The 24,436-nt window shown below is 64.1% G+C and carries 24 protein-coding genes; 19 read left to right on the forward strand and 5 right to left on the reverse strand.

The annotated features are described in order from the left end of the window. Positions 1-117: 117 nt before the first annotated feature. The 3 genes from repA to repC all read left to right on the forward strand — a co-directional run bounded on the left by repA (position 118) and on the right by repC (position 3,602). Positions 118-1,296, forward strand: coding sequence for a plasmid partitioning protein RepA (repA, locus tag OB2597_RS02835; RefSeq protein ID WP_009804005.1), 1,179 nt, complete (start codon positions 118-120; stop codon positions 1,294-1,296). A gap of 1 nt (position 1,297) precedes the next feature. Beyond that, a complete protein-coding gene (gene repB / locus OB2597_RS02840; RefSeq protein WP_009804006.1) occupies positions 1,298-2,275 on the forward strand; it encodes a plasmid partitioning protein RepB in 978 nt (325 codons plus the stop codon). 181 nt (positions 2,276-2,456) lie between these two features. Then, positions 2,457-3,602, forward strand: a complete 1,146-nt coding sequence (gene repC, locus OB2597_RS02845) for a plasmid replication protein RepC (protein ID WP_040608971.1) — start codon at positions 2,457-2,459, stop codon at positions 3,600-3,602. A gap of 254 nt (positions 3,603-3,856) precedes the next feature. On the opposite strand, the gene fliI is transcribed toward repC, so the two are convergent. After that, positions 3,857-5,209: a flagellar protein export ATPase FliI gene (gene fliI, locus OB2597_RS02850; protein WP_009804008.1), complete on the reverse strand. Its 1,353-nt coding sequence runs from the start codon at positions 5,207-5,209 to the stop codon at positions 3,857-3,859. Between the two features lie 105 nt (positions 5,210-5,314). On the opposite strand from fliI, the gene OB2597_RS02855 reads away from it, so the two are divergent. Genes OB2597_RS02855 through flhB form a run of 8 tightly spaced genes read left to right on the forward strand, consistent with a single transcriptional unit; the run spans position 5,315 to position 11,516 of the window. Continuing rightward, positions 5,315-5,701 carry a flagellar basal body rod protein FlgB gene (locus OB2597_RS02855; RefSeq protein ID WP_040608972.1) on the forward strand — a complete coding sequence of 129 codons (387 nt, stop codon included), beginning with the start codon at positions 5,315-5,317 and terminating at the stop codon, positions 5,699-5,701. A gap of 15 nt (positions 5,702-5,716) precedes the next feature. Further along, complete coding sequence (flgC, locus tag OB2597_RS02860) at positions 5,717-6,127, forward strand: flagellar basal body rod protein FlgC (RefSeq protein ID WP_009804010.1); 411 nt, start codon at positions 5,717-5,719, stop codon at positions 6,125-6,127. 10 nt (positions 6,128-6,137) lie between these two features. After that, entirely contained in the window at positions 6,138-6,464 is a 327-nt protein-coding gene (locus OB2597_RS02865) for a flagellar hook-basal body complex protein FliE (RefSeq protein WP_009804011.1), read from the forward strand. A 10-nt stretch (positions 6,465-6,474) separates the two neighbouring features. Beyond that, on the forward strand, positions 6,475-6,744 hold the full coding sequence (locus tag OB2597_RS02870; RefSeq protein ID WP_009804012.1) for a flagellar biosynthetic protein FliQ: 270 nt from the start codon (positions 6,475-6,477) through the stop codon (positions 6,742-6,744). Continuing rightward, positions 6,744-7,520, forward strand: coding sequence for a transglycosylase SLT domain-containing protein (locus OB2597_RS02875; RefSeq protein WP_009804013.1), 777 nt, complete (start codon positions 6,744-6,746; stop codon positions 7,518-7,520). The genes OB2597_RS02870 and OB2597_RS02875 overlap by 1 nt, the downstream gene beginning before the upstream one ends. A 3-nt stretch (positions 7,521-7,523) precedes the next feature. Continuing rightward, positions 7,524-9,629, forward strand: coding sequence for a flagellar biosynthesis protein FlhA (flhA, locus tag OB2597_RS02880; RefSeq protein WP_009804014.1), 2,106 nt, complete (start codon positions 7,524-7,526; stop codon positions 9,627-9,629). Continuing rightward, positions 9,629-10,381 carry a flagellar biosynthetic protein FliR gene (locus OB2597_RS02885; RefSeq protein WP_009804015.1) on the forward strand — a complete coding sequence of 251 codons (753 nt, stop codon included), beginning with the start codon at positions 9,629-9,631 and terminating at the stop codon, positions 10,379-10,381. Before flhA ends, OB2597_RS02885 begins: the two co-directional genes overlap by 1 nt. A gap of 10 nt (positions 10,382-10,391) precedes the next feature. Next, positions 10,392-11,516, forward strand: a complete 1,125-nt coding sequence (gene flhB, locus OB2597_RS02890; RefSeq protein ID WP_009804016.1) for a flagellar biosynthesis protein FlhB — start codon at positions 10,392-10,394, stop codon at positions 11,514-11,516. Positions 11,517-11,626: 110 nt separating this feature from the next. Here the strand turns inward: flhB and OB2597_RS02895 are convergent, their stop codons facing one another. Together OB2597_RS02895 and OB2597_RS02900 are read right to left on the reverse strand one after the other, a co-directional pair. Then, positions 11,627-12,400 (reverse strand): alpha/beta fold hydrolase, encoded by a 774-nt coding sequence (locus tag OB2597_RS02895; RefSeq protein WP_009804017.1) that lies wholly within the window; start codon positions 12,398-12,400, stop codon positions 11,627-11,629. Next, complete coding sequence (locus OB2597_RS02900) at positions 12,393-14,375, reverse strand: flavin-containing monooxygenase (protein WP_009804018.1); 1,983 nt, start codon at positions 14,373-14,375, stop codon at positions 12,393-12,395. The genes OB2597_RS02895 and OB2597_RS02900 overlap by 8 nt, the downstream gene beginning before the upstream one ends. A 243-nt stretch (positions 14,376-14,618) precedes the next feature. Here OB2597_RS02900 and OB2597_RS02905 point away from each other — a divergent pair, with 243 nt between their 5' ends. From OB2597_RS02905 to OB2597_RS02930, 6 genes are all read left to right on the forward strand, one after another. Then, positions 14,619-15,410, forward strand: a complete 792-nt coding sequence (locus OB2597_RS02905; RefSeq protein WP_009804019.1) for an SDR family NAD(P)-dependent oxidoreductase — start codon at positions 14,619-14,621, stop codon at positions 15,408-15,410. 36 nt (positions 15,411-15,446) lie between these two features. Next, positions 15,447-16,208 (forward strand): SDR family NAD(P)-dependent oxidoreductase, encoded by a 762-nt coding sequence (locus OB2597_RS02910; protein ID WP_009804020.1) that lies wholly within the window; start codon positions 15,447-15,449, stop codon positions 16,206-16,208. 36 nt (positions 16,209-16,244) lie between these two features. Continuing rightward, positions 16,245-17,027 carry an ABC transporter ATP-binding protein gene (locus OB2597_RS02915; RefSeq protein WP_009804021.1) on the forward strand — a complete coding sequence of 261 codons (783 nt, stop codon included), beginning with the start codon at positions 16,245-16,247 and terminating at the stop codon, positions 17,025-17,027. Further along, positions 17,024-17,737 (forward strand): ABC transporter ATP-binding protein, encoded by a 714-nt coding sequence (locus tag OB2597_RS02920; protein ID WP_009804022.1) that lies wholly within the window; start codon positions 17,024-17,026, stop codon positions 17,735-17,737. Before OB2597_RS02915 ends, OB2597_RS02920 begins: the two co-directional genes overlap by 4 nt. A 12-nt stretch (positions 17,738-17,749) precedes the next feature. Beyond that, the gene (locus tag OB2597_RS02925) at positions 17,750-18,628 is read left to right on the forward strand and encodes a branched-chain amino acid ABC transporter permease (protein WP_009804023.1); all 879 of its coding nucleotides are present in this window, start codon (positions 17,750-17,752) and stop codon (positions 18,626-18,628) included. A gap of 90 nt (positions 18,629-18,718) precedes the next feature. Continuing rightward, positions 18,719-19,645: a branched-chain amino acid ABC transporter permease gene (locus tag OB2597_RS02930; RefSeq protein WP_238529695.1), complete on the forward strand. Its 927-nt coding sequence runs from the start codon at positions 18,719-18,721 to the stop codon at positions 19,643-19,645. 277 nt (positions 19,646-19,922) lie between these two features. Here the strand turns inward: OB2597_RS02930 and OB2597_RS02935 are convergent, their stop codons facing one another. Both OB2597_RS02935 and OB2597_RS02940 read right to left on the reverse strand, forming a co-directional pair. Next, positions 19,923-21,593 carry a flavin-containing monooxygenase gene (locus tag OB2597_RS02935; RefSeq protein WP_050759187.1) on the reverse strand — a complete coding sequence of 557 codons (1,671 nt, stop codon included), beginning with the start codon at positions 21,591-21,593 and terminating at the stop codon, positions 19,923-19,925. 132 nt (positions 21,594-21,725) lie between these two features. Then, complete coding sequence (locus tag OB2597_RS02940) at positions 21,726-22,505, reverse strand: IclR family transcriptional regulator (protein ID WP_009804026.1); 780 nt, start codon at positions 22,503-22,505, stop codon at positions 21,726-21,728. A 171-nt stretch (positions 22,506-22,676) separates the two neighbouring features. Here OB2597_RS02940 and OB2597_RS02945 point away from each other — a divergent pair, with 171 nt between their 5' ends. After that, complete coding sequence (locus OB2597_RS02945) at positions 22,677-23,435, forward strand: SDR family NAD(P)-dependent oxidoreductase (protein WP_009804027.1); 759 nt, start codon at positions 22,677-22,679, stop codon at positions 23,433-23,435. Between the two features lie 108 nt (positions 23,436-23,543). Next, positions 23,544-24,431 (forward strand): SMP-30/gluconolactonase/LRE family protein, encoded by an 888-nt coding sequence (locus tag OB2597_RS02950; protein WP_050759188.1) that lies wholly within the window; start codon positions 23,544-23,546, stop codon positions 24,429-24,431. Positions 24,432-24,436: the final 5 nt, after the last annotated feature.

A 24,436-nucleotide genomic window follows, 5' to 3' on the forward strand; every position in this document is an offset into this window, starting at 1 on the left:
ACACTATTCGTGGCAGATTCTGCTTGCCCGAATCCCAAAAAGCCCGCATCTAATTACGCCAAGAAGCGTATAAAACGGCAAAATCCGTAACAAACGGATTAGCAAAGGGGCAAAGCAGTGGCATACCGTCGCGAAAGGATCGACGAACTCATCGGCGACCATGCCGAAAAACTCTCGGAACGGCTGCAGCAGCACCGGGCCCAGCTGTTTCCTCCGAACGCGCGCAAGGACATGCGCAAGTTCGCCGCCGGTGAGGTCGCGGGTCTGCTCGGCGTCAAGGACAGCTATCTGCGCAAGCTCCACCTCGACGGCAAGGCGCCCGAGGTCGAGATGCGCGGCAACGGCCGGCGCTATTACACCTCGGAAGACATCCAGGCGCTGCGGGTCCAGCTGGAACGCGGCGCCAAGGTCGAAGGCACCTACATGCCCGGCCGGCGCGAAGGCGACCACCTTCAGGTGATCACCGTCATCAACTTCAAGGGCGGATCGGGCAAGACCACCACCGCGGCCCACCTTGCACAGAAGGCCGCGCTGGACGGCTACCGCGTGCTGGCGATCGACCTCGATCCGCAGGCCTCGCTCTCGGCCCTGCACGGGTTCCAGCCGGAATTCGACCTGCTGGACGGCGGCACGCTCTACGATGCGATCCGCTACGAAGAACCGGTGCCGCTGAGCGACGTGATCCAGAAGACCTATTTCACCAATCTCGACATCGTTCCCGGCAATCTCGACCTCATGGAGTTCGAGCACGAGACCCCCCGCGCCCTGGCCGAACGGTCGGCTAGCCTCTTCTTCACCCGTATCGGCGACAAGCTGGGCGAGGTCGAAGCCGATTACGACGTCGTCGTGATCGACTGCCCCCCGCAACTCGGGTTCCTGACGATGTCCGCCCTGTCCGCCGCCACCGCCGTTCTGGTCACCGTGCATCCCCAGATGCTCGACGTGATGTCGATGTGCCAGTTCCTGCTGATGACCTCGAACCTTCTCGGCGTGGTCAGCGAAGCGGGGGGAAACATGGACTACGACTGGTTGCGGTACGTCGTCACCCGGTACGAGCCCGGCGACGGGCCGCAGAACCAGATGGTCAGCTTCATGCGGTCGATGTTCGGCGAACACGTGCTGAATCACACGGTTCTGAAATCGACCGCCATTTCGGATGCGGGGATCACGAAACAGACCCTCTACGAGGTCGAGAAAAGCCAGTTCACCCGGACGACCTATGACCGGGCCCGCGAAAGCCTGGATGCGGTGAACGGCGAGATCGAGGGCCTCATTCAACAGGCTTGGGGACGATAGGATGGCACGCAAGGATCTGCTCAAGGGATTGATGGGGGATCCGCCCCCGAAAGACGACGACGCGGAAAAGTTGACAGCTGTCAACTTTGAGGCAGAGGAGGCCGCCTCCCCTGCCCGTCCGCGTTACTCCAAGGGCGCCATCGGTGCCGTCAGCCAGTCCATCGCCGAGCTGAAGAGCCGCGCGCTGATCGAGGTTCCCGCCGACATGATCGACCCGGGCGGGCTCGAGGACCGGCTCGACGAGGATCCGGCCGACATGGAGGCGCTGCAGAATTCGCTGAAGGAATACGGCCAGCAGGTGCCGGTCCTGCTGCGCCACGATCCGAACACCGAGGGGCGCTATCAGGTGGTCTATGGCCGCCGCCGCGTCGCCGCGCTCCGCGCGCTGCGGATGCCGGTCAAGGCGATGGTCCGAAACCTCAACGACCGTGACCTGATCGTGGCCCAGGGGCAGGAGAACTCGGCCCGGCGCGACCTCTCTTTCATCGAAAAGGCGAATTTCGCACGGCAGATGCGCGACAACGGCTTTGACCGCAAGGTGATCTGCGACGCGCTGCATATCGACAAGACGGTGATCAGCCGGATGCTCGCCATCGCCGATGCCATGCCGTTCGAACTGATCCGCGCCATCGGCCCGGCCCCCTCGGTCGGGCGCGACCGGTGGAAGCTTCTGGCCGACCGCTACGAGAAACGGCGCACCGCGGCCGAACTGGCCGGCGCGCTGAAACGCTCCAAAGACCTGCCCTCGGACCAGCGGTTCGAAGAGGCCCTGAAGGCCCTGACCGAGAAGAAGGAAAAGCCCAGGCCCGTCGAACGGACGTTCACCGGCCCCGACGAGACCCCCCTCGCCCGCGCGCGCACCAGCGGCCGCAAGACGGTGCTGACCTTCGACGCGAAGGAAACCGGCGGGTTCGAGGAATGGCTGATGGAAAACCTGAACGATCTTCACCGCGACTGGCTGAAGTCCCGCGGCGAATAACCCCGAAGCAGCAACCAAGGAGGCACGAGCAGAGGCAGATTCAAAAGAAAAGACCCCCCAGGACATATCATCCCGAGAGGCCTTGTTCGTTCTAGCACCTCGAATCTAGTCCCTCAGGTTGACAGCTGTCAACTCCGCCCAAGGCGGAGAACGGGAAAGATTTGCCTTCGTGAAGAAAAAAATGAGGACAGTGACGACGACGCCCTTCGGGGCGCGGCCGGTGACGGCTTGCCTGGTGGATCACCACGCGCGCGGGCAAGGTCCCGCCCCGGTGTCCGAGGTCGACAAGTGGGAAGTTCTGAACGCCCTCTCGCTCTGCGGCCGCGACTACGGCTTGGGCGACCGCACGATCGGCGTGCTTCAGGTCCTTCTCAGCTTCCACCCGGACCGGGTGCTGCGGGACGGCCAGCCGCTGGTGGTCTTCGCCTCAAACCTTGCCATCTGCCAACGCGCCCACGGGATGCCGGAAAGCACCCTGCGCCGGCACATCGCCGCCCTGGTCGGGGCCGGCGTGATCCTCCGCCACGACAGCCCGAACGGCAAACGCTATGCCCGGCGCGGACAGGGCGGCCAGATCACCCGCGCCTTCGGCTTCGACCTGCGCCCTCTGCTTGTGATGGCCCGCGAACTTGCCGAACGGGCCGCCGAGGAGCAGGCCAGACGCGACAGGTTGAAAACCCTGAGGGAAGAGGTCTCGCTGATGCTGCGCGACGCGGTCAAGCTGATCCTCTTTGCACAGGAGAGCGGCAGGGGCGGCCACTGGGATGCGCTGGACGACCGCGCCCAGCTCGCCCGGCGGTATCTCCGCCGCAAGCTGAGCGAAGACCAGCTGATCAGCATGCACGACGACATGACCGACCTGCTGGCCCAAATCCGGGCGCGGACCGGTGTGGACAACCCGGCGGAGAACGTCGTCGAAATCGCCCCGAAAACAGAGGAAATGAGCGGCAGCGCCGGCAAAAATGAGCGGCACTATCAGACATCAGAAAAAGAAGCTTCTGATAGAACTCCGCCGCCTCTCGGTCAGGTGCTCGACGCCTGCCCGGACGTGCTGCCCTATCTCGATCGCCGCATCACCGGGTGGAACGACTTCGTCCAGGCAATCTGCCGGGTCGCGCCGATGACGGGGATCGACGCCCGGACATGGGCCGAGGGCTGTCGCCACATGGGGTCCGAGAACGCGGCTGCGACCGTAGCGGGAATCGTGCAGAGAATAGGCCAGATTGCCAATCCCGGTGCCTATTTCCGGACGTTGGCGCGCAAGGCGGAGCAAGGGAACTATTCCCCCCATTCACTGCTCGGACCTCTCGAACGGCAGGCGGCGTGAGAAAGTTGACAGCTGTCAACTTTGCCGGATCTGCGGGCGAAATCCGCGACGGAACCACCAGCCTCGGAGTCCATGCTTCATCTGCCAATCAGGGCGACCGGCGGCGTGGAGGGGAAAAGTTGACAGCTGTCAACTTTCGCCGATGGGGGTGCAGGGGCGCCGTCTTCCTGGCGCAGACCCGGGCAAAAGAAACGGCCAGGCCGATGATGCAGCCTGGCCGGTCACGCGGTTCAGAAGTTGACAGCTGTCAACTTTTACTCCTTGGGCGCTTCCACCTCGATCCCCGAATGGCCCAGAAGCTCGTAGAGCTTGGCGAAGGCCTGTTCCGAGGTCGTGCTTTCCGTCTTGCTCTGGGTAAGGAAGTTCTCGGCGGGACGGGCAAAGCGGACGGCGGCGTCGATCTCTTCGTCCGATCCTTCGCGATAGGCACCGATGCGGATCAGTTCCTCCATATCGGCATAGCGGGCGAGGGCGCGGCGCGCGGCCTTGAGAACCGCGTATTCGCCGGGGTTGTGGCAGTCGGGCAGCATCCGGGAAACCGATTTCTGAATGTTCACGGCCGGGAAACGGCCCTGTTCGGCAATGGCCCGATCCAGCACGACGTGGCCGTCCATGATCCCCCGCGCGGCATCGGAAACGGGTTCGTTCATGTCGTCGCCATCGACCAGCACGGTGTAGAGCGCCGTGATGTCGCCCTTTTCACCGACCCCCGGCCCCGAGCGTTCCAGCAGCTGCGGCAGTTCGGAAAAGACCGTGGGGGGATAGCCCTTGGTGGTCGGCGGTTCGCCCCCGGCCAGCCCGATCTCGCGCTGCGCCATGGCAAACCGGGTGACGCTGTCGATCAGCAGCAGGACCTGAAGCCCCTGATCCCGGAAATATTCGGCCACGGCGGTCGCGGTCCAGGCGGCCTGCCGGCGCATCAGCGGCGGTTCGTCCCCGGTCGAGACCACGATGACCGACCGGTTCAGACCCTCGGCGCCCAGGTCCTTCTGGATGAAGTCCTGCACCTCGCGGCCGCGTTCGCCGACAAGGCCCACGACGATCACGTCCGCCTCGGCCCGGCGGGCCATCATCGACAGGAGAGAGGATTTTCCGACGCCCGAACCGGCGAAGATGCCCATGCGCTGCCCCTTGCAGAGCGGGGTGAAGACATCGAAGACGCGGACGCCGGTGTCGATCCGCTCGCCGACGCGGCGGCGGGCATAGGCGTTCGGGGGCGTGTTCTTGGGGGGGCAGGGGACGGGCCCCTCGTGCAGGCTGCCCAGCCCGTCGATCGGGTCGCCGAGCGCATTCAGCACGCGACCGATCCAGCTGAGATCGGGGCGGATGCTTTCGCCGCTGGTCGAGATCTCGACCCGGTCCCCGATGGTGACGCCGTTCCAGTTTCCGAAAGGCAGGACCTGTGTCCCCTTTTCGTCGACCGAAACGACTTCGGCCAGGACGGGCCCCTTCTTTCCCTTGATGGTGCAGCGCTGGCCGATCCCCAGGGCCCGGTTCAGGCCGACGACGGTCAGGGTCAGCCCAACGATGGCGCTGACCTCACCGGCTATCCTTGCCCCTTCCGTGGTACGAGCAAGGGTAGAGAGCTGAGAGAATGCTGTCTTCATGTTAACTATCCATTGCTCTTGCGCTTTTATTCATGCTAATCTTAGTTTGGTTTTAGTATATCCTTGGGCGTTCGAAAAGGAAATCTTGCTGTGCGGTTGACGGACATGTCTTTCTTCGATCTGGCCTCGCGCCGGATGAACTGGCTCGGCGCGCGCCAGCAGGTGATCGCGCAGAACGTGGCGAATTCGGACACGCCGGGCTACAAGGCGCGGGATGTCTCGAACTTTGCCGAGGTGCTGCGCGGGGCAGGGGGCGCCGGGGTGCGCACCACCGACTCTCGGCATATCGGTGGGGTCGGCGGCGGCGCGATCGACGGGGTGAACATCCGCGAGGACGAAGGCGCGCACGAGGTCTCGCTCGACGGGAACAGCGTCGCGCTCGAGCAGCAGTCGATCAAGGCGGCCGAGATCTCCGAGAACTACCGGCTGGCGGCGCAGCTCTATCGCAAGGGTCACGAGATGCTGACCCTCGCGGTCACCGGTGTCAGGTAAGGGCAGGGGGCTTTCATGGATCCGTTGAAATCCATTCTCACCATTTCCGCCAGCGGGATGCTGGCCCAGGGCGAGCGGCTCAAGGTCGTGTCCGAGAACGTGGCCAACGCCTCGTCCACCGCGATGTCGCCGGGCGAGGACCCGTACCGCCGCAAGACCATCACCTTCGAGGAGTTGCTGGACAGCGAATCCGGCGTCTCGACGGTCGGGGTGTCGAGCATCGATCGCGACGACAGCGACTTTTCCCTCCGGTTCGAGCCGTCGCACCCGGCGGCGGACGAGCAGGGGTTCATCAAGGTCTCGAACGTCTCGCCGATCATGGAGATGGCCAACATGCGCGAGGCGTCGCGCAGCTACGAGGCCAACATGAACCTGTTCGAGGCCGCGCGCCGGATGCGGTCGCAGGTCATAGATCTGCTGAAATAGAGACTGAACCATGGACAAGCTGATCACCACCGGCCTCGTCAACAGCGCCTACGGGTCGTCGAGCCGCCTGCAGGGCGGTCCCGGGCAATTGGCCGGCGCCGCCGGGGATGCGGACAAGGTGAACTTTGCCGAACTGGTGCGCGACGCCGCCCAGGGCAGCATGCAGACCATCCGCGAGGCAGAGCAGGTCCAGCAGGCCGGCATGGTGGGCGAGAACGTGTCGGCCCAGCAGGTGGTCGAGGCCACGCTCGAGATGGAGACCACGCTGCGCCTGGCCGTCTCGGTCCGCGACCGGCTGGTCGAGGCCTATCAGCAGATCATGCAGATGCCCATCTAGGCGGGGTGACGTGACCGAAACGGACGCATACGAAATCCTGTCGGACACCTTCCTGACCGTCCTGATCGCCTCGTCCCCCATCCTGGGGGTCGCGCTGGTGGTCGGGCTGGTCATCGCGTTCTTCCAGGCGCTGACGCAGATCCAGGAGATGACGCTGACCTTCGTGCCCAAGATCGCCGCGATCTTCGTGGTGCTGCTGGTCGCGACGCCGCTGATCTATGCCACGGTCAAGAGCCTGTCGGATCAGGTGTTCGACCTGATCTCCAGCGGAACGGTCTGATGCGGGCGGCGCTGGCGGCGATCCTTCTGCTCTGGCCGGGGCAGTCGATGGCCCAGTGGACCGGGTTCTACACCCCGTCCGAACCGGCGCAGGAGGCGCGGCCCCCGGCCGGGCCGACCGGCGCGAGCGGTCTCTGCGTAAGGGAAATCCTGCTGGCGCAGATGCGCTATCGCATCCCCGACAACCTGCTTCTGGGAATCGGCCTTCAGGAAAGCGGCCTCTACCGGGGCGGCGATCTGACCGTCTGGCCCTATGCCGCCAATGCCGAGGGACGCGGAAAGTATTTCGACAGCGAGGCCGAGGCCGTCGCCTGGGTCAATGCGCAGAAGGCGGCCGGCGTGAGCTCGATCGACGTGGGCTGCATGCAGATCAACATGCACTGGCATCCGGATGCCTTCGACACGGTGGCCGACGGATTCAATCCGGCGCGCAACGTCGATTATGCCGCCGCCTACCTGACACGGCTCTATCGCGCCAAGGGCGACTGGAAAGAGGCGGCGGCCTCGTACCATTCGCGCACGGACGAGCTGGGGCAGGCGTATCTGGCCCGGCTGGAGCACAACGTGCAGGTGGCGAACGCGCGGTTCGACAAGTTCCGCGACATGGCCGGCGCCACCGACCGCGCGCCCCAAGGCGCCGAGGTCCGCCGGATGCCCACCTCTGGCGTCTTCTGGACCGCCGACCTGGGCGGGGGCACCGGCGGGGCAGGGGGGCGGAGCCTCTTCGGCCCCGGCGAGATCGCCCCGATCCTGCCCGACCTGAGCCGGGGGTCCTGAGGCATGGCGAACAGCGAACTTGCCGGAACCAGTCGCCAGGGGCAGATGTTCGCCCTGGGTCTGAAGAACCGCGACATCGCCTTTGCCGTCGGCGTGACGCTGGTGCTGGCGGTGCTGTTCATCCCGCTGCCGCCGATCATCCTGGATTTCGGGCTGGCGATCTCGCTCTCGCTGTCGGTGCTGATCCTGATGGTCGCGCTGTGGATTCCCAAGCCGCTCGATTTCAACTCGTTCCCGACGCTGCTGCTGGTGGTGACCATGTTGCGGCTGTCGCTGAACGTGGCCTCGACCCGGCTGATCCTGTCCGAGGGCCACACCGGCCCCGGCGCGGCGGGGGGCGTGATCGAGGGGTTCAGCCGGTTCATCGTCTCGGGCAACTTCGTCATCGGGATCGTGATCTTCGCGATCCTCGTGGTGATCAACTTTCTCGTCATCACCAAGGGTTCGACCCGCATCGCCGAGGTTTCGGCCCGGTTCAGTCTCGATTCCATGCCGGGCAAGCAGATGGCGATCGACGCCGACCTGGGCGCGGGCCTGATCGACGAACAGGAGGCCAAGACCCGCCGCAAGACGCTGGAAGACGAGAGCGGGTTCTTCGGGGCCATGGACGGTGCGTCGAAATTCGTGCGCGGCGATGCGGTGGCGGGGATCATCATCACCCTGATCAACGTGATCGGCGGCATCCTGATCGGCGTCATGCAGTACGACCTCTCGGTGGCGGATGCGGCGAATTCCTATACCACGCTGACCATCGGCGACGGGCTGGTCACCCAGGTCCCCGCGCTGATCGTGTCGCTGGCCGCCGGCCTGATCGTCACCAAGGGCGGCACCGAGGGCGCGGCGAACGAGGCGGTTCTGGGCCAGCTCTCGCGCTTTCCCAAGGCGCTGTATATGGCCGCCGGCCTGCTGGCGGGGATGGGGCTGCTGCCGGGCTTTCCGACCATCGTCTTCTTTGCCCTTGGCGGGCTGATGGCCGGTCTGGGCTGGTACATCGGCCAGCAGGAGGAACGTCTGGCCGAAGACCGGCGCCGCGCCGAGATCGAGAAGGAGAGGGCAGGGGCCGCCGCCAAGGAAGAGACCGTGCAGTCCACCATGAAGCTGGACGACCTCCGGCTCGAGATGGGCGAGGCGCTGGTGCCGCTGATGTCCGCCGCCGACGCCGCGCTGCCGGGCAAGATCAAGTCGCTGCGCAACCTCTTTGCGCGCGAATTCGGCTTTGTCCTGCCTTCGGTCCGGATCACCGACGAACCCTCGCTGCCGATGAATTCCTACGCCGTGCTGGTGCAGGGGGTCGAGGTGGCGCGGGGCGAGGTGCGCCCCAACGGGATGATGGTGGTGAACCCCTCGGACAACCCGCTCCAGATGGCGGGCGAGGCGGCCAAGGACCCGACCTTCGGGCTCGACGCGCTGTGGATCCAGCCGCAGCAGGCCGGCGAGGCCGAGCGGCAGGGCTATACCGTGGTCGACCCCGAGAGCGTCATCACCACCCACCTGACCGAGGTGGTGAAGGAACACATGCCCGACCTGCTGACCTACGGCGCGACGCAGGGACTGATCGAGAACCTCGACCGCGACTACCAGAAGCTGGTCGGCGAGATCGGGGGCACCTCGCCGGCGATCATGATCCAGCACGTGCTTCAGGGTCTGCTGGGCGAACGCGTCTCGGTCCGCAACCTGCCCCTGATCGTCGAGGCCATCGCCGAGGCCAAGCGGACGACGTCGAACGTCACCGGCATCATCGAACACGTGCGCCGGCGTCTGTCCAACCAGATCTGCAAGTCGCTGACCGACGAGAGCGGCATGATCCCGGTGATCACCCTGTCGCAGAAATGGGACCAGGAGTTCGTCGACAGCATCCGCATGAACGGCGACGACAAGACCCTGATCATGTCGCCGCAGCGCATCCAGGAATTCGTCCTAGACGCGCGCCGCACCATCCAGACCCACGCGGCCGAGGACCGCTGGCCCGCGATCCTGGTGTCGCCGGATGCGCGCAGCTTTATCCGCAACATGCTGGAACGGGTCAGCCCGATGACGCAGGTGATCTCGCATAACGAGGTGCACCGGAACGCCAACCTGCGGACCCTGGCCACGATCGGGAGGGAGTGATGGATCTGGGCGCGCTTCTGACCGCCCAGTTCCTCGCGACGGCGCTGGTCTTCGGCCGTATCGGGGCGGCGATGATGTTCCTGCCGGGCTTCGGCGAAAGCTTTGTCTTCGTGCGTCACAGGCTGGCCGCGGCCGTTCTGCTGTCTCTGGTGATCACGCCGCTGGTGGCGCAGGGCCCGGTGCCCTCGTCTCCGACCGATCTGGTGCGCGCCATGGCCGTCGAGGTCACGCTCGGCATCTGGATCGGCCTCGCCGCCCGGGTGCTGCTGACGGCGATGCAGGTGGCGGGGGCGCAGATCGGCATGGTCTCGGGGTTGTCGAACGCCTTCGCCCCCGACATCGGGTCCTTCCAGGGCTCGACGCTGATCGCCACGGCGCTGCTGCTGGGGGCGGTGGCGGTGATCTTCGCCGCCGATATCCACCACCTGATCATCGAGGCGCTGATCGAAAGCTATTTCACCTTTCCCCCGGGCCTGCTGATGCCGGGAGATCTGGCGGAACAGATGGCCATGGCGGCGCAGACCGCGCTCCATATCGGCCTCTCCGTCGCCGCGCCCTTCTACGTCATGGGCGTTGTGCTGAATGTCGGGCTGGGCCTGACCAACCGGATGCTGCCCTCGCTCCCGGTGTTCTTCGTCGCCGCGCCGGTGCTGATTGCCGCGGGGCTGTTCGTTCTGGTTCTGGCCGTTCCGACGGCCATCCGGACCTTCATGACCCGCTTTGTCGAGTGGCTGGGTCTGCTGAGTTTCTGAGGGGGCGGGCATGGCCGAGAACGAAGACCAGACGAACAAGACCGAGGAACCGACCCCGCGAAAGCTGCGACAGGCCCGCGAGAAGGGCGACGTTCCCTCATCCCGCGAAGTCGGCAACATGATGTCGGTGATGTCGCTGTTCCTGGTCGCGATCTTCTTCCTGCCGCAGCTGGGGCCGACGCTGGTCGGCACGCTGCGCCGGGTGTTCGAGAACGCGGGGCAGGTCCGGATCGGAGAGGACGTGCAGGGCCTGCGCGACCTGGGCCAGGTGACGATGGAGCTGTCGGGCGGACTGGCCACGGTGCTGGCCCCCGTCGCCGCGACGATGCTGCTGGCCGCCGTCGCCGCCGTGCTGATCCAGGGCGAGGTCGTGGTGGCGGTCGACCGGATCACCCCGAAGCTGTCCAAGATCAATCCCATCCAGGGCTTCAAGAAGATCTTCTCGATCGACTCCTTCGTCGAGTTTCTCAAGAGCGTGGCCAAGGTTCTCGTCGTCGGCGGCATCTCGATCTACATCGCCCAGATCGCCGTGCGCGGCATCTGGCAGACCGAGGGCGTGACCCCTGAATCGGTGCTGTCCTATATCGGGCGCTACGCGGCGCTCCTGCTGATCACCGTGACCCTTCTGCTGACGGTGCTTTCTGTCGCCGACGTGATGTGGAAGCGGTTCCAGTGGATGAAGAAGCAGCGCATGTCGGTGCAGGAGATCCGCGACGAGCACAAGGAGATGGAGGGCGACCCGCTGATCCGTGCCAAGCGGGCCGAGCAGCGCCGCAAGCGTGCCCAGCAGCGCATCACCACCGCCGTGCCGCAGGCCACGGTCGTCCTGACCAACCCCACCCATTTCGCGGTCGCCCTGCGCTATGACAACGGCACCGACCAGGCGCCTGTCTGCGTCGCCAAGGGCGTCGATTTGATGGCCGCGCAGGTGCGGAAGGTCGCCCGCGAGAACGAGGTGCCGGTGGTCGAGAACAAGCCCCTCGCCCGCGCGCTCTACGACGTGGCCGAGATCGACGAGGAGATCCCCTTCGAGCACTGGCAGGCGGTGGCCGAGATCATCGGCTACGTGATGGATCTCAAGCACAACCTGAACCGCCAGCCGCCCGCCGGGTCGTCCCTGCGGTGGTGGGACTGACATGGACCGGGACCGCCGCGAGCGCGCGGCCGGTCCCTGCAGCGCAGACGGGGAGCGATGCCATCGGCGCAGTAGGGGCGCCGTGCCTCTCCGGACTGCGCCGGGCTCGCTCAGTCCGGCAGTCGCGTGGCGAGTATGTCCAGCACCGCCGCCTGGCATTCGATATGCGGCAAGTGTCCGCAATCGTCCAGGACATGCAGGGTGGAATGGGCTATCGCAGCCTTCCAGAGCGGGCCGTACCCGGTCGGCACGATGCGGTCCGTGTCGCCCCAGATGATGGTTGTGGGAACGGTGATGGACGAGAGTTGTTCCGGGAAGTCCGGATTGTAGAACCCCCGTGCCCCCAGCCTTGCGACGGCCTTGCCGTTGCGTGCGCGCATGTCCATCTGCTCGGGGGTGAGCGGTTGAGACAGGACCATATCCGCGACGGCGGAAGAGGCGAAGACCGCGCGCATCAGTTCCTCGTAGGACATCGACAGCATGTCGGGCAGGTCCAGCTGCGGCGTGTAGATGCCGGCCGGGCTGATCAAGGTGAGCGACCGCAGCAGGCTTTCGTCACGGACCGCGATCTCGCTGGCCAGCCATCCACCCAGCGAACTCCCGATGAGGTGGACCGGTCCTATTCCCTCCGTTCCGAGGAATTTCACGTAGAAGTCGGCGAGCTTGGCAATGGAATCCGCCCAGGAATAGCCATCGGACAAGCCGAAGCCGGGATGTTCGGTAGCGATGACATCGTGATCCTTCGCCAGAGCATCGGCGAAGGGCAGCCATCCTTGATGGCCGGCGGCACCGTGCAGGAACAGGACCTGCGTACCCTCTCCGCCGCGCTGCATGCGCAACTCGGTGCCGTCGATGTCTACCTTGTGTTCCGCATTCTCAATCATCGCTGCTGCTCCTTTCCGCGCTCACGAGCTGCGATTGTTCGGGGGACTTCCGAGGGGTGAAAGTGTATTCTGCCGGGTCGAACCTTCGGGTCAGCGCCCAGTAGTCGACCAGTCGCCAGGGCGACGTGATCGTGACCCTGTTCTTGTCGTTCTTGTACCAGCTGTTCACCCCGGGATGCGACCAGACCATGTTCTTGCAGGCTTCGTCGACGCGGTCGTTGTAGCGATCGTGAACGTCCTGACGGACCTCAACAGAAGCTTGGTCCCGTTCGATCGTCTCGCGCATCGCCTGCAGGATGTACTTGACCTGGCATTCGATGTGGAAAATCGCGCTGCCGCCATGTGCCAAGCCGGTATTTGGCCCCAAGGTCATGAACAGGTTGGGAAAATTCGGAGCCGCTATGCCAAGGTAGGCGCGCGGGTCCTCTCCCGCCCATTGATCGGAAAGTTGGCGCTCGCCGCGCCCGGCGACCTCGAGCGGCCACAGGACCCGCGTGGCGTTGAAGCCGGTGGCCAGGATCAGGACATCGGCGGCGTGCGTCACGCCATCCGAGGTCTCGACACCCTCCGGCACCACCCGGCTGATCGCGGTGTCGATCAGATCCACATTGCCGCGCAACACCGTCTTGTACCAGTTGTTGTCGCGTAGCATCCGTTTGCCGTAGGGCGGATAGCTGGGCACGCATTTGCGGATCAGTTCTTCGTCGCCGTTCAACTGCTCCTTGATGTAGTTGACCAGCATTTCCCGCATCGCGTGGTTTTCGCGGTTCAGAGAGATGTCGGGCTGGGGCCAGTCCGGATCCATCTTGAGGGTGCTGTGGAAGCCGTCGGAGGAGGCCCAGAACATCAGGAACCGCTGCCATTCCGCGAACAGCGGAACGTTGGCCAGCGCCCACATCTGCCCCTCGGAGACCGTCTTGTGGTAGAGGGGGTTGTACCCGGCCCAATGCGGCGACCTCTGGAAGATGCTGAGATGCCGGACCTTGCCGGCGATGGCGGGTCCGGCCTGCATGCCGCTGGCCCCGGTGCCGATCATCGCCACACGCTTGCCGGCGAGCTCGACCTCGTGGTCCCACTCCGCGGTGTGAAACTTTGCGCCCCGGAAGTCGTCCAGCCCGGCGATATCGGGATAGGCCGGGCGATTCAGTATGCCGACCGCGGTGATGACGAACCGGCTATCGTGCAGGGAAGTTCTGCCATCCCTGTGGCGCAGGCGTGACTGCCAACGGGCCGAAGCCTCGTCCCAGGCCATGGATTCCACTTCGACCCCGAAGCGGATGTGATCGCGGATCCCGTAGTCACGCACCGTTTCGAGGATATAGTTCAGGATCTCGTCCCGTTTCGAGAAGTAGCGGGACCAGTCCGCCTTGGGCTTGAACGAGTAGGAATAGATGTGGTTCGCGGTATCGACGCCGCAGTCCGGATAGTCGTTTTCCAGCCAGGTGCCGCCGATGTCGTCGTTCTTCTCGACGATTTCGTAGGGGATGCCGGCCTCCTGCAGGCGGACCGCGGCACAGATGCCGGACAGCCCCGCACCGATGACCAGGACCTTGTGGTCCTCCAGCCTCTGCTCGGAGGGTCGGGTCCGCCACTGCAGACGACGCGTGTCGGTCTCTGCAAGGCCCAGTTCTTCAACGACAAGAGGCTGGTATTCTTCGGGAACCTCCTGCCCGGTGGCCAAGGTCATCATCTCTTGCATGAGCGCACGCGGCGGTTCGCGCGGCGGGAAGTCCCCCGTGACGTCCAGATGCTGGAGGGTCTGGACCAGGCGGTCGATGATTTCTGCACGCAACTCATCGGGCAGGGACTGCATGTAGTCCCAGGCTCCGTCGATATGAGGGGCCGCCTTTTCCAGCAGGCTCGTGTCGCCGCTGAGATGCGTGGTGACGAGCAGGGTCGTCAGGATCTCGGCTTCTGCCAATGCTGACCGGAGGGCCGCTTCGTCCTCGATGGATCTGGACGTCAGGTTCTTCATAGGTACCCCCTGCCTGAGTGCTGTTGACCCTGCAGTTGGTACGGACGATCCGGCCGTGCCGGAACAGATCTCACGGCAATGGCGCCTATCTTGAAAATTGATGCCCCGGCCGTCCGGTTCAGACCTATCGGTGATACCCGCCATAAAAGGGTGGCGACTACCGCTGCACCGCGTGCCGGATAGAGTGCCCGGCAACAAGAGCTTTGCCGAACCGTTCAGGCATTGCGGGAGAGAGGGACGAAGATGAACGACGGCAGTCTGTTCGACATCCGGGGTCAGAGCGCCGTGGTCACCGGAGCCGCCAACGGGATCGGCCGCGCCATGGCTGAGATCCTGCTGGCAAATGGCGCCGATGTCACGATGGTCGATATCGACGATGCCGTGGTCGCCCTGGCCCGGGAGCACGATGGGCGCTCGGGGAAGGCCAGGGGCGTGGTTGCCGATGTCACGGACACCGCGGAACTGGGCGAAGTGATGGCGCAGGCGCACGCCTGGCAGGGCAGACTGGACATCGTCTGCGCCAATGCGGGCAAGGGGTCCGGGGCCGGGCCCCTGCATCCGGCCGGAGAGCTGGCGGCGGTGTCGCCGGAGGAATGGTCGGGCATCGTCAATCTGAACCTGACCAGCGTCTTCCACACCATCCAGCTTGCGGCGAAATACATGCGCCCGCAAAAGTCGGGCCGCATCATCGTCACCTCGTCGGTCGCCGGCCTGCGCGGCGAAACCATGGTAGGTTACGCCTATGCTGCGACCAAGGCGGCGACGGCAAATCTCGTGCGGCAATCCGCCGTGGAGTTGTCTCGGCACAACGTGTTGATCAATGCCATCGCGCCGGGTCCGATCCGCACCGACATTGGCAACGGCCGCCTACGCGAAGCCGAGGTCGAGCGGGCCTTCGCGGCCCGTACTCCGCTCGGCCGGATAGGCGAGCCAGAAGAAATCAAGGGGGTGACCCTGCTGCTTGCGTCTGCAGCGTCCAGCTACATCACCGGAACGGTCATCCCGGTCGACGGCGGCTGCAACGCCTGCGGGTGAGGGTGAATTGTGCGAATTGGCAGCGAGCGAGTAAACGTGAAACAACTTGAGAACAGGATCGCCATCGTCACCGGTGGAGCGCAGGGGATCGGACCGGTCACAGGGGCCCGTCTGGCAGCGGAAGGTGCGAAGATCGTGCTGGCCGACGTCGCCCCGTGCGAGAAGGCGGTCGAGGCCATCCGCGGCACCGGGGGGCAGGCGACATCCGTTCGCGTCGACGTGACCGATGCCGCGCAGGTCGCAGAGATGGTGGAGCATTGCCGCCGGACCTTCGGGGCTCCGGATATCCTGATCAACAACGCCGCCCTTGCCAGCGCCCTGGATTTCAAGCCGATCGAGGCGATCTCGAGCGAGGAATGGGCGCGCGTTTTCGATGTGAACGTGCGGGGCGTGTTCGAGTGCACCAAGGCCGTGGCGCCGGCCATGCGCGAAGGCGGTTACGGCACTATCGTCAACATGGGATCGGGAACCTTCCTGAAAGGCATGGCGGGGCTTCCACACTACGTGGCCTCGAAGGGCGCGGTCGTCGGAATGACCCGCGCCTTTGCGCGGGAACTGGGCTCGGACGGGATCCGGGTGAACTGCGTCTCTCCGGGGCTGGTCATGACCGAGGAAATGCGCGAACACGCGACCATGGGCTCCGAAGCCGTGGCCTCGGCGCAGATCGGGAGCAGGGCAATTCCACGAGAACAGGTGCCAGAGGACCTGGCGGGGGCAATCGTGTTTCTGTGCACCGGAAACAGCGACTTCATCACCGGACAAACCCTCGTCGTCGACGGCGGATCTTTCTTCCATTGATCTGTGCCCCCGCCAAAACCGAGAAGAAAAAACCACATGACTCATAGAAGCGAAACAGTCCTGGATGTGCAGGACGTACATGTCGAGTTCAGCGGCATCATCGCACTGGACGGCGTGTCATTCGGTATAGCGCAGGATGAGATCCTTGGTCTGATCGGCCCGAACGGGGCAGGGAAGACCACGCTCTTCAACTGCCTGAGCCGGCTGTATCACCCGTCGCGGGGCGACATCCTGCTGGGCGGGACGTCGATTCTGCAGTGGCCCGCCCACCAGATCGCCAGGGCGGGGATCGGGCGCACGTTCCAGAATGTCGCGCTGTTCGGCGATCTGACGGTGCGTGACAACATCAGCGTCGGGATGCACGCACTGACGCGCGGCAATCTGGTCAGCGACGCGCTGCGCCTGCCGATGTCGCGCCGGACCGAGGCCCGGATCAGGACCGAGACCGAGGAACTCGCCGAACTTCTGGAGATCGCGGACGTGCTTGAAGTGACGGCCGCCAATCTGCCCTTCGGCACCCAGAAACGGGTCGAACTGGCGCGTGCGCTGGCGTCGAAGCCTCGGATCCTGCTGATGGACGAACCGGCGGGGGGGCTGAACCAGGAAGAGGTCTTCCTGCTGGGAGAGCTCATGAAACGCGTTCGAACCGAGTTCAAGACCTCGATCTTGCTGGTCGAACATCACATGGGGCTGGTGATGTCGATCGCGGATCATGTGGTGGCGCTGAATTTCGGCAAGAAGCTGGCCGAGGGCACGCCGGCAGAAATCCAGGCACACCCGCAGGTCATCGAAGCCTATCTGGGAGGCGGCGACGCATGAGCGCATTTCTTGAAGCCAAAGACCTGGATGCCTTCTATGGCCAGGTTCAGGCTCTGCACGGGCTGTCGTTGTCGATGGAGCGAGGCACGATCACGACGCTCCTCGGCGCGAACGGCGCGGGCAAGACGACCACGTTGCGCGCCATCTGCAACATGATCCGCACCTCCGGCACGATCAGTCTGAACGGACAGCGGATTTCGGGTCGCAGCACCGAACGCATCGTCGAGATGGGGGTCGCTCATGTGCCTCAGGGCCGCGGGACTTTCACCACGCTGTCGGTCGATGAAAATCTGAGGCTGGGTGCCATGACGCGCACCGATCATCGCGGTATCGAGGACGATATCGAAAAGATGTTCGCGCGGTTCCCGATCCTGAAGAAGCGGCGGTCCCAACAGGCCGGGACCCTTTCCGGGGGCGAACAGCAGATGCTTGCCGTCGCCCGCGCGCTCATGCTGCGGCCCCAGCTCATGTTGCTGGACGAGCCATCGTTCGGCCTTGCGCCGCTGGTGGTGCAGGAGTTGTTCGAGATCCTGGGCCAGGTCAATCGCGACGACGGGGTCAGCATTCTGGTCGTCGAACAGAACGCACAGCTGGCGTTGAAGATCGCCACGAAGGCATACGTGATCGCCAGCGGCAGGATCGCGATGTCGGGCGCGGCAGAGGAGATCGCGCAGGATGACGAAGTGCGCAAATCCTATCTCGGTTATTGAGGAGGCGAGGTCATGGAACTTTTGATAGGCCAAACCCTGTCCGGACTGGCAAACGGTGCCATCTACGCCTGCATCGCCCTGGCGCTGGTGATGATCTACAAGACGATCGACCACCTCAATATCGCCCAGGGCGAAATGGCGATGATCTCGACATTCTTCGCCTGGCAGTTGATGGAGTGGGGCGTCCCTTACTGGCCCGCCTTCTTCCTCACGATCTTCGTTGCCTTCTGCGGGGGTGTCGCCATCGACCGGGTTCTGTTCCGACCGTTGGCCAAGGCCCCGGTGCTGACGCACCTGGCGGGTTTCGTAGCCCTTTTCATGATCCTGAACAGCGTGGCGGGGCTTGTCTGGGACTTCACCATCAAACCGTTTCCCTATCCCTTCGGCACGTCGCCGTTCCTGGGCAGCAGCCTGATCTCGACCCATCAGGCCGCGATGATCGGCATCTCGATGGTGCTGCTGTTCCTCCTGTACCTGTTCTTCCAGTTCACGCGGATCGGGCTGGCGATGCGGGCCGCCGCGACACTGCCTGAGTCCGCCCGGCTCGTCGGGATAAGGACGGGGCGGATGGTGTCTCTGGGCTGGGGCATGGCCAGTGCGATCGGAGCGGTGGCGGGCATGTTGATCGCCCCTGTCGTCTTTCTCGAACCCAACATGATGGCGGGCATTCTCTTGTACGGCTTCGCCGCTGCGGTTCTGGGCGGTCTGAGCAGCCCGGCCGGCGCGGTCGCCGGCGGCCTTCTCGTGGGAGTGTTCGAGAACCTGGTCGGCACCTTCGTTCCCGGCGTCGGCCACGAGATCAAGCTGCCCCTCGCGCTGGCCTTGATCATCGCCGTGCTCGCGCTCAAACCGAATGGCCTGTTCGGCCGCAAGATTACGCAAAGGGTCTGAATGATGGATATCGGCAATACTTCCACCCGAACAGATCCGTCGGCCGCGATACCGGCGCGTCCGGGTATCGGAGCGCGTTTCAACGTCATCGTGACGATTGTCCTTTTGCTGGTCCTGGTGTTCGCTCCCGCGTTCGCCAAGAATTTCTTCGTGTTCCAGATGACGCTCTGGCTGATCTACGCCATCGCCATCCTGGCTCTCAACCTCTTGACCGGCTCGAGCGGACAGGTCTCGCTCGGCCACAGCGCCTTTTACGCGATCGGCGCCTATACGGCGGCGATCCTGTTGAACGAGACGGGCCTGAACTACGTCCTGACCCTTCCGGTCGCGGCGCTGTTCGGTTTCGTCGCGGGCTTTCTGTTCGGTTTCCCTGCCTTGCGCCTCACCGGCGTCGCCCTTGCCATGGCAACCTTTGCCTTGGCCGTGGCCACGCCCGCGATAATCAAGCTGCATGTCTTCGAAGAATGGACGGGCGGTGTTCAGGGGCTCTTTGTCGACAAGCCCCGGGCCCCCTTCGGGTTGCCGATCTCGGATGACGCGTGGCTGTATTACCTGACACTGGCGGTCGGGGTGCTGGTCTTTCTGTTCGGACTGTCGCTTCTGAATTCGCGAACGGGCCGGGCCTGCCTGGCATTGCGGGACAACCCCATCGCGGCATCCGCCATGGGTGTGAACGTCGCCCTCTACAAGACGCTCATCTTCGGCGTGAGCGCTGCGATTGCCAGCATCGCCGGTGCGCTCAGCGCGATTGCCATCCAGTTCGTGGCGGTAGACAGTTTCACATTCCACCTCGCCATCCTGCTTTTCGTGGGGATGGTCGTGGGCGGAATAGGCTGGCTCCCGGGGTCGCTGGTCGGGGCGGCATTCGTCGTCTTCGTCCCCAATATCGCAGACGGTATATCGCAGGGGCTGTCGGGGGCGGTCTTCGGAGGACTGTTGCTATTGGTGATCTTCGTCCTTCCGAACGGGGCCAAGCAGATAGCCACGTGGCTTTCCGCCCAGTTCGGGGCGAAGTGACCTGCACCCGCCAGCCGCGGTTCATCCCACGGTCGCGCCGGGCGGGTTTTGCGGCCAAGAACGGTTACACCGCACACCCGGGGATGCTCCGGCCCCCGACTGGTCGAAGTCGAAACCGGCACTGTCGGAGGCGCGCGGTTTCGGTGTGAGTGAAACGGAACGCTGCCCGACCGACGGGGTCCGGCACGCACACGGATGGTCCGGAAGACGATGATGCTCAAGCGGCTTCAACGCGGCCCGAGCATCATCGGCATCTGTCGCTCCCGGAAAAGCGGCTTCAGCTCGCCTCTTCTTCCGCAAGCTCGGCTTCGGCCTCTGGCGATGCTTCACTGTAGAAGTCAAAACCTTCGTAGCCGTTCTGGGCGACCAACTGGCAGTCCTCGGTGTACCGGCCGAGGCCTCCGGCATACATCGGGAAGGTTCGCGGCTTGCCGGGAATGTTGGTGCCCGTGTACCACGTGTTGGCTTTCGGCATGAGGGATCGGCTCGCCAGCAGGGCGATACGGTCCAGCCATTTGTTCTCTGCCTCTTCGGTGGCTTCGACCGTGTCGAATCCGTTCGCGTCCATGTAGTCCAGAAGGTCGTTGATCCAGTTGACGTTCTGTTCGTTCAGCAGGATGAAATTGGCCAGGGCAGAGGGGCCGTTCACCGCGGCAGTGGTGAAGAGGTTCGGAAACCCCTGGATCGCCATGCCGAGATAGGACCGTGCGCCTTCGGCCCATTTCTCTTTCAGGCTCGCGCCCTGTTTTCCCTTGATGTCGATCGACAGGAGCGCTCCTGTCAACGCATCGAACCCCGTGGCCGCGATGATCACGTCGAGCTCGATCTCCTCGCCCGCCACGATCACGCCCCTGGGCGTGATCCGCTCGATCGGCGTGCTGAGGCAATCCACCAGGGTGACGTTGTCCTTGTTGAAGACCTCATAGTAGTTCGTGTCGAGGCATGGGCGGCGGGCAAAGATCGGCTCGGACTTCGGCTTGAGCTTTTCCGCCACGTCCGGGTCCTTCACGATCTCGCCGATCTTGCCGCGCACGAAATCCGCGACGACGTCGTTCGCTTCCTTGTACAGGAGAAGATCGGAGAAGATTCCGAGCAGGTTGTGACCGGCCGTCTTCCAGGCCTCCTCGAGCATGGCGTTCCGCTCATCGACCGGCACGCTGAACAGCGGGCGTGACGAAGCCGGTCGGGTGCCGCCGCTAAATGTCATGCGCGTCACCTCCCGCATGGCGGGGTAATGCTTCTTGATCTGCGCGACGTATTCCGGGTCCATCTTGGCATTGCGCATCGGGAGGGAAAAGCTGGGCGTGCGCTGGAACACATGGAGATGGCTCGCCTGGTGGGCGACCACCGAGACGATCTGAACGCCGGACGATCCGGTGCCGATCACCCCTATGCGCTTCCCATCCAGTTCGACCTTCTCATGCGGCCACCGGGCGGAGAGGTACAACTCTCCCTGGAAGTCGTCGGCGCCGGGAATATCGACGCCTTTCGGAACGGACAACGGACCGGTCGAGAGAATGCAGTACTTGGCGTCGTAGACGTCGCCCTGCTCGGTCTCGATACGCCACCGTCTCTTTGCGTCGTCATATTCCACCGAGCTTGCGCGGGTGTCGAACTTGATATCCCTGAACAGGTCGAGCTTGCGCGCGACATAGTTGGCGTATTCGAGGATCTCGCTTTGCGAGCAGAACCGCTCGGTCCAGGTCCATTCCTGCTGAATTTCATTCGAGAACGAGTAGCTGTAGTCGATCGTCATGACGTCGCAGCGCGCGCCGGGATAGCGGTTCCAGTACCATGTGCCGCCGACGCCGCCCCCGGCCTCGATCGCCTGGGTCTTCAAGCCCCGCTCGCGCATCTTGTGCAGCGCGTACATGCCGCCAAAGCCGGCACCTACAACCAATACGTCGATCTTCTGAACCCTGCGTTCGTCGGCTTGCGTGGACGCCATGGTCTTTCCTCCCTGAAATTCCGATGTTGTCCCAAGGCTATCCCCCGGCAGAGATCCGCGTCCACGAAGTTCCCCGGACCCGCCCGACATTCACATTTGAGAATTTCCGACGCAGGAGAACCCGGTGCGAACCTAGAGTTCGATCTCGATCGGAAGGTCGAAGTCGTCGGTATCCCGCACGGACCTTGCGGCCGCTTTCAGCGTCAGGAGGTATTTCTCGGAGTTCTTCTTGAACCGGTCCGCGACGCCCCCGAGCGCCAGCGCCACAGGCTGGCCCTGGACCGTCGTGGGCAACAGCACGGCCAGGGTCGCCCCGCCCTCCAGCGGGATATTCTCTGCCCAGGCGAAGCCGCGCTGGCGGACCTGATCGATCTTCTCCTGCACTTCCTTGACCTTCAGGCGCTCTGCCGGATGGCTGGTGGCGATGTTCGCGCGGCGCACGATGTTGTCGACCTTGTCCGCAGGCAGAGTGGACAAAAGCACCCATCCCGCGGCCGACCGGGTCAGCGGCCGCATCGTCCCCTCGTCGATGTGAAACCGCAGGGCGTGAATGGATTCCTTGGTCTTGAGGTACTGCATGTAGACGTCGTTCTTGACCGCCAGGAACACCCCTTCGCCGGTAGCCGCATGAACATCGTTCAACGCGTCCACGGCCTTGCCGGAACCGAAAAGCGCCTTCGGAACCCAGTCACCCAGGGCCGTCACCTTGGGGGTCGGAAAATACACCCGCTCGCGGCGATCGAAGTTCAGGTAGCCGAGGGTTACCAGTGTCTTGAGCAGCACCGTCGTGCTGGACTGCGGGTACCCGAGATCGCTTGCCAGCTCTGACATCGAGCGGGCTTGCTGCCCCAGCTTGAAGTACTCGAGCACCTCGAGCACCCGCGTCGCCGATTTCACCTGGGCCTTCGACATCTTTCGCTCCGGACTTCACAGCTGTGAATGTTCACAGGATATATGCATTTTTCTCGCTGGCCATATCCCATGCATGCATTCTCGCGACAAGCTGACGGGTCTTAGGAAGAGAACCCATTCCGGTCACGGGGTGGGACAGGAGGCGCCCGCCCGCTTCGGAGGAGGTACGACATGTCGAATAGATTGAAGGGGCGGGTGGCCCTCGTCACCGGCGGAGGCCGCGGCATCGGGCGCGCGATCTGTGACGCCTATGCCCGCGAAGGGGCGGCCGTCGGAATAATGGATTTGAAATCCGACGTGGCGCGGTCGGCAGCCGACGAGATCAATGGCGCAGGTGGCCGGGCGCTTGCCATCACCGGCAATGCGGGCCTGCGGTCTGACGTATTCCGCGCCGCGGACGAAACTCGGCAGGCGTTCGGCCCGGTCACGCTTCTCGTCAACAATGCCATGTGGAACCGGTACGGACCTCTCGAGGATCAGGACGAGCGCCTCGTCGACCGGATGATCGATGTGGGGTTCAAGTCGGTCATATGGGGCTACCAGGCTGTTGTGCCCCAGATGCGCGAGGCGCGTGGTGGGGCCATCGTGAATATCGCGTCGCCTTCGGCCGTTCTCGCGATGAAGAACGGTATCATGTACAGTTCCGTCAAGGCGGCCGTCGCTGCTGCGACCCGCTCCGGTGCAGCCGAGTACGGTGCCGACAACATCCGCGTGAACGCCATCGCTCCCGGTCCGACCCAGACCGAAGGAGCGAACATGGTGCTGAGCGAAGAGGCCTGGGACCGGCGGCGCGAACGGGTGCCGATCGGCCGGCTGGGCCAGCCTGAAGATTGCGCCAATGCCGCCGTTTTCCTTGCCTCGGATGAAGCGGCCTTCATCTCCGGCGACATGACGTTTGTCGATGGCGGGATCACCTACGCCTTTTCCTAGGCCGCGCGCAATTCCGCTGGGGCCAGGAGGGAGAAACGTGATCTGGACGGGTTGCGGCCGACTGTTGGAAAGTCGTCGCTCGAACGAAGTCACGAGAAGAACACCACCATGACGACGCCGATAAGCAAAACCACTGTAAGCATCATTTCCCCGACACCCGACATGTTGGGGGAAAGCCCGGTCTGGGACGCCAGGCTCGGTCGGATATACTGGGTCGACAGCGTGCTGAAGATGATCCGCTACCACGACCTGACCACCGGCAAGTTCGGCGCGCTCGAAATGCCGTCCATGATCGGGTCCGTGGCGATGGCGCAGGACGGCCGCCTGGTTGCGGGGCTGGCCGACGGGATTTACCTCGTTGATCTGGAGACCGGCAGTTCCGCGCCACTCTTCCAACCGGAGGAGCCGGATGACCGGGTCCGTTTCAACGACGGGAAGGTGGATCCGCAGGGGCGGTTTCTCTGTGGCACCATGGGGCTGCGCGCCGAACCTCTGGGCGAGTTGTACAGGGTCGATGCCGATGGCAATGCCGAGGTGCTTGCCAATGGCATCCGTATCTCGAACTCGCTCTGCTTCAGTCCGGACGGCAAGACCATCTACTTCGCCGACAGCCTCGACCGGAAGGTTCGCGCCTATACCTACGACGACGACAGCGCCGCGCTCACCGAGCCGCGCATACACGTGGATACGGCCCCTTTCAGTTCGGCCCCGGATGGTGCCACGGTGGACAGCGATGGCTGTATCTGGGTCGCTCTGGTGCAGGCCGGGAAGATCGGACGGTTCACGCCGGAAGGCAAGCTCGACCTGTTGATCGAGTCGCCCTCGGACATGCCGACCTGCGTCGCCTTTGGCGGGCCACTTCTCGACACGCTCTTCATCACCACGATCAAGGACTCCCAGTCCGGGCGCGCCCTCTCGCGTCATCCGCTGGCCGGGCACCTCTTCGCCATAGAAGGCCTGGGGTTCACCGGGCTGGAAGAGCCACGGTTTCAATGATCTCA

This window comes from Pseudooceanicola batsensis HTCC2597 (assembly GCF_000152725.1).
Taxonomy (GTDB): domain Bacteria; phylum Pseudomonadota; class Alphaproteobacteria; order Rhodobacterales; family Rhodobacteraceae; genus Pseudooceanicola; species Pseudooceanicola batsensis.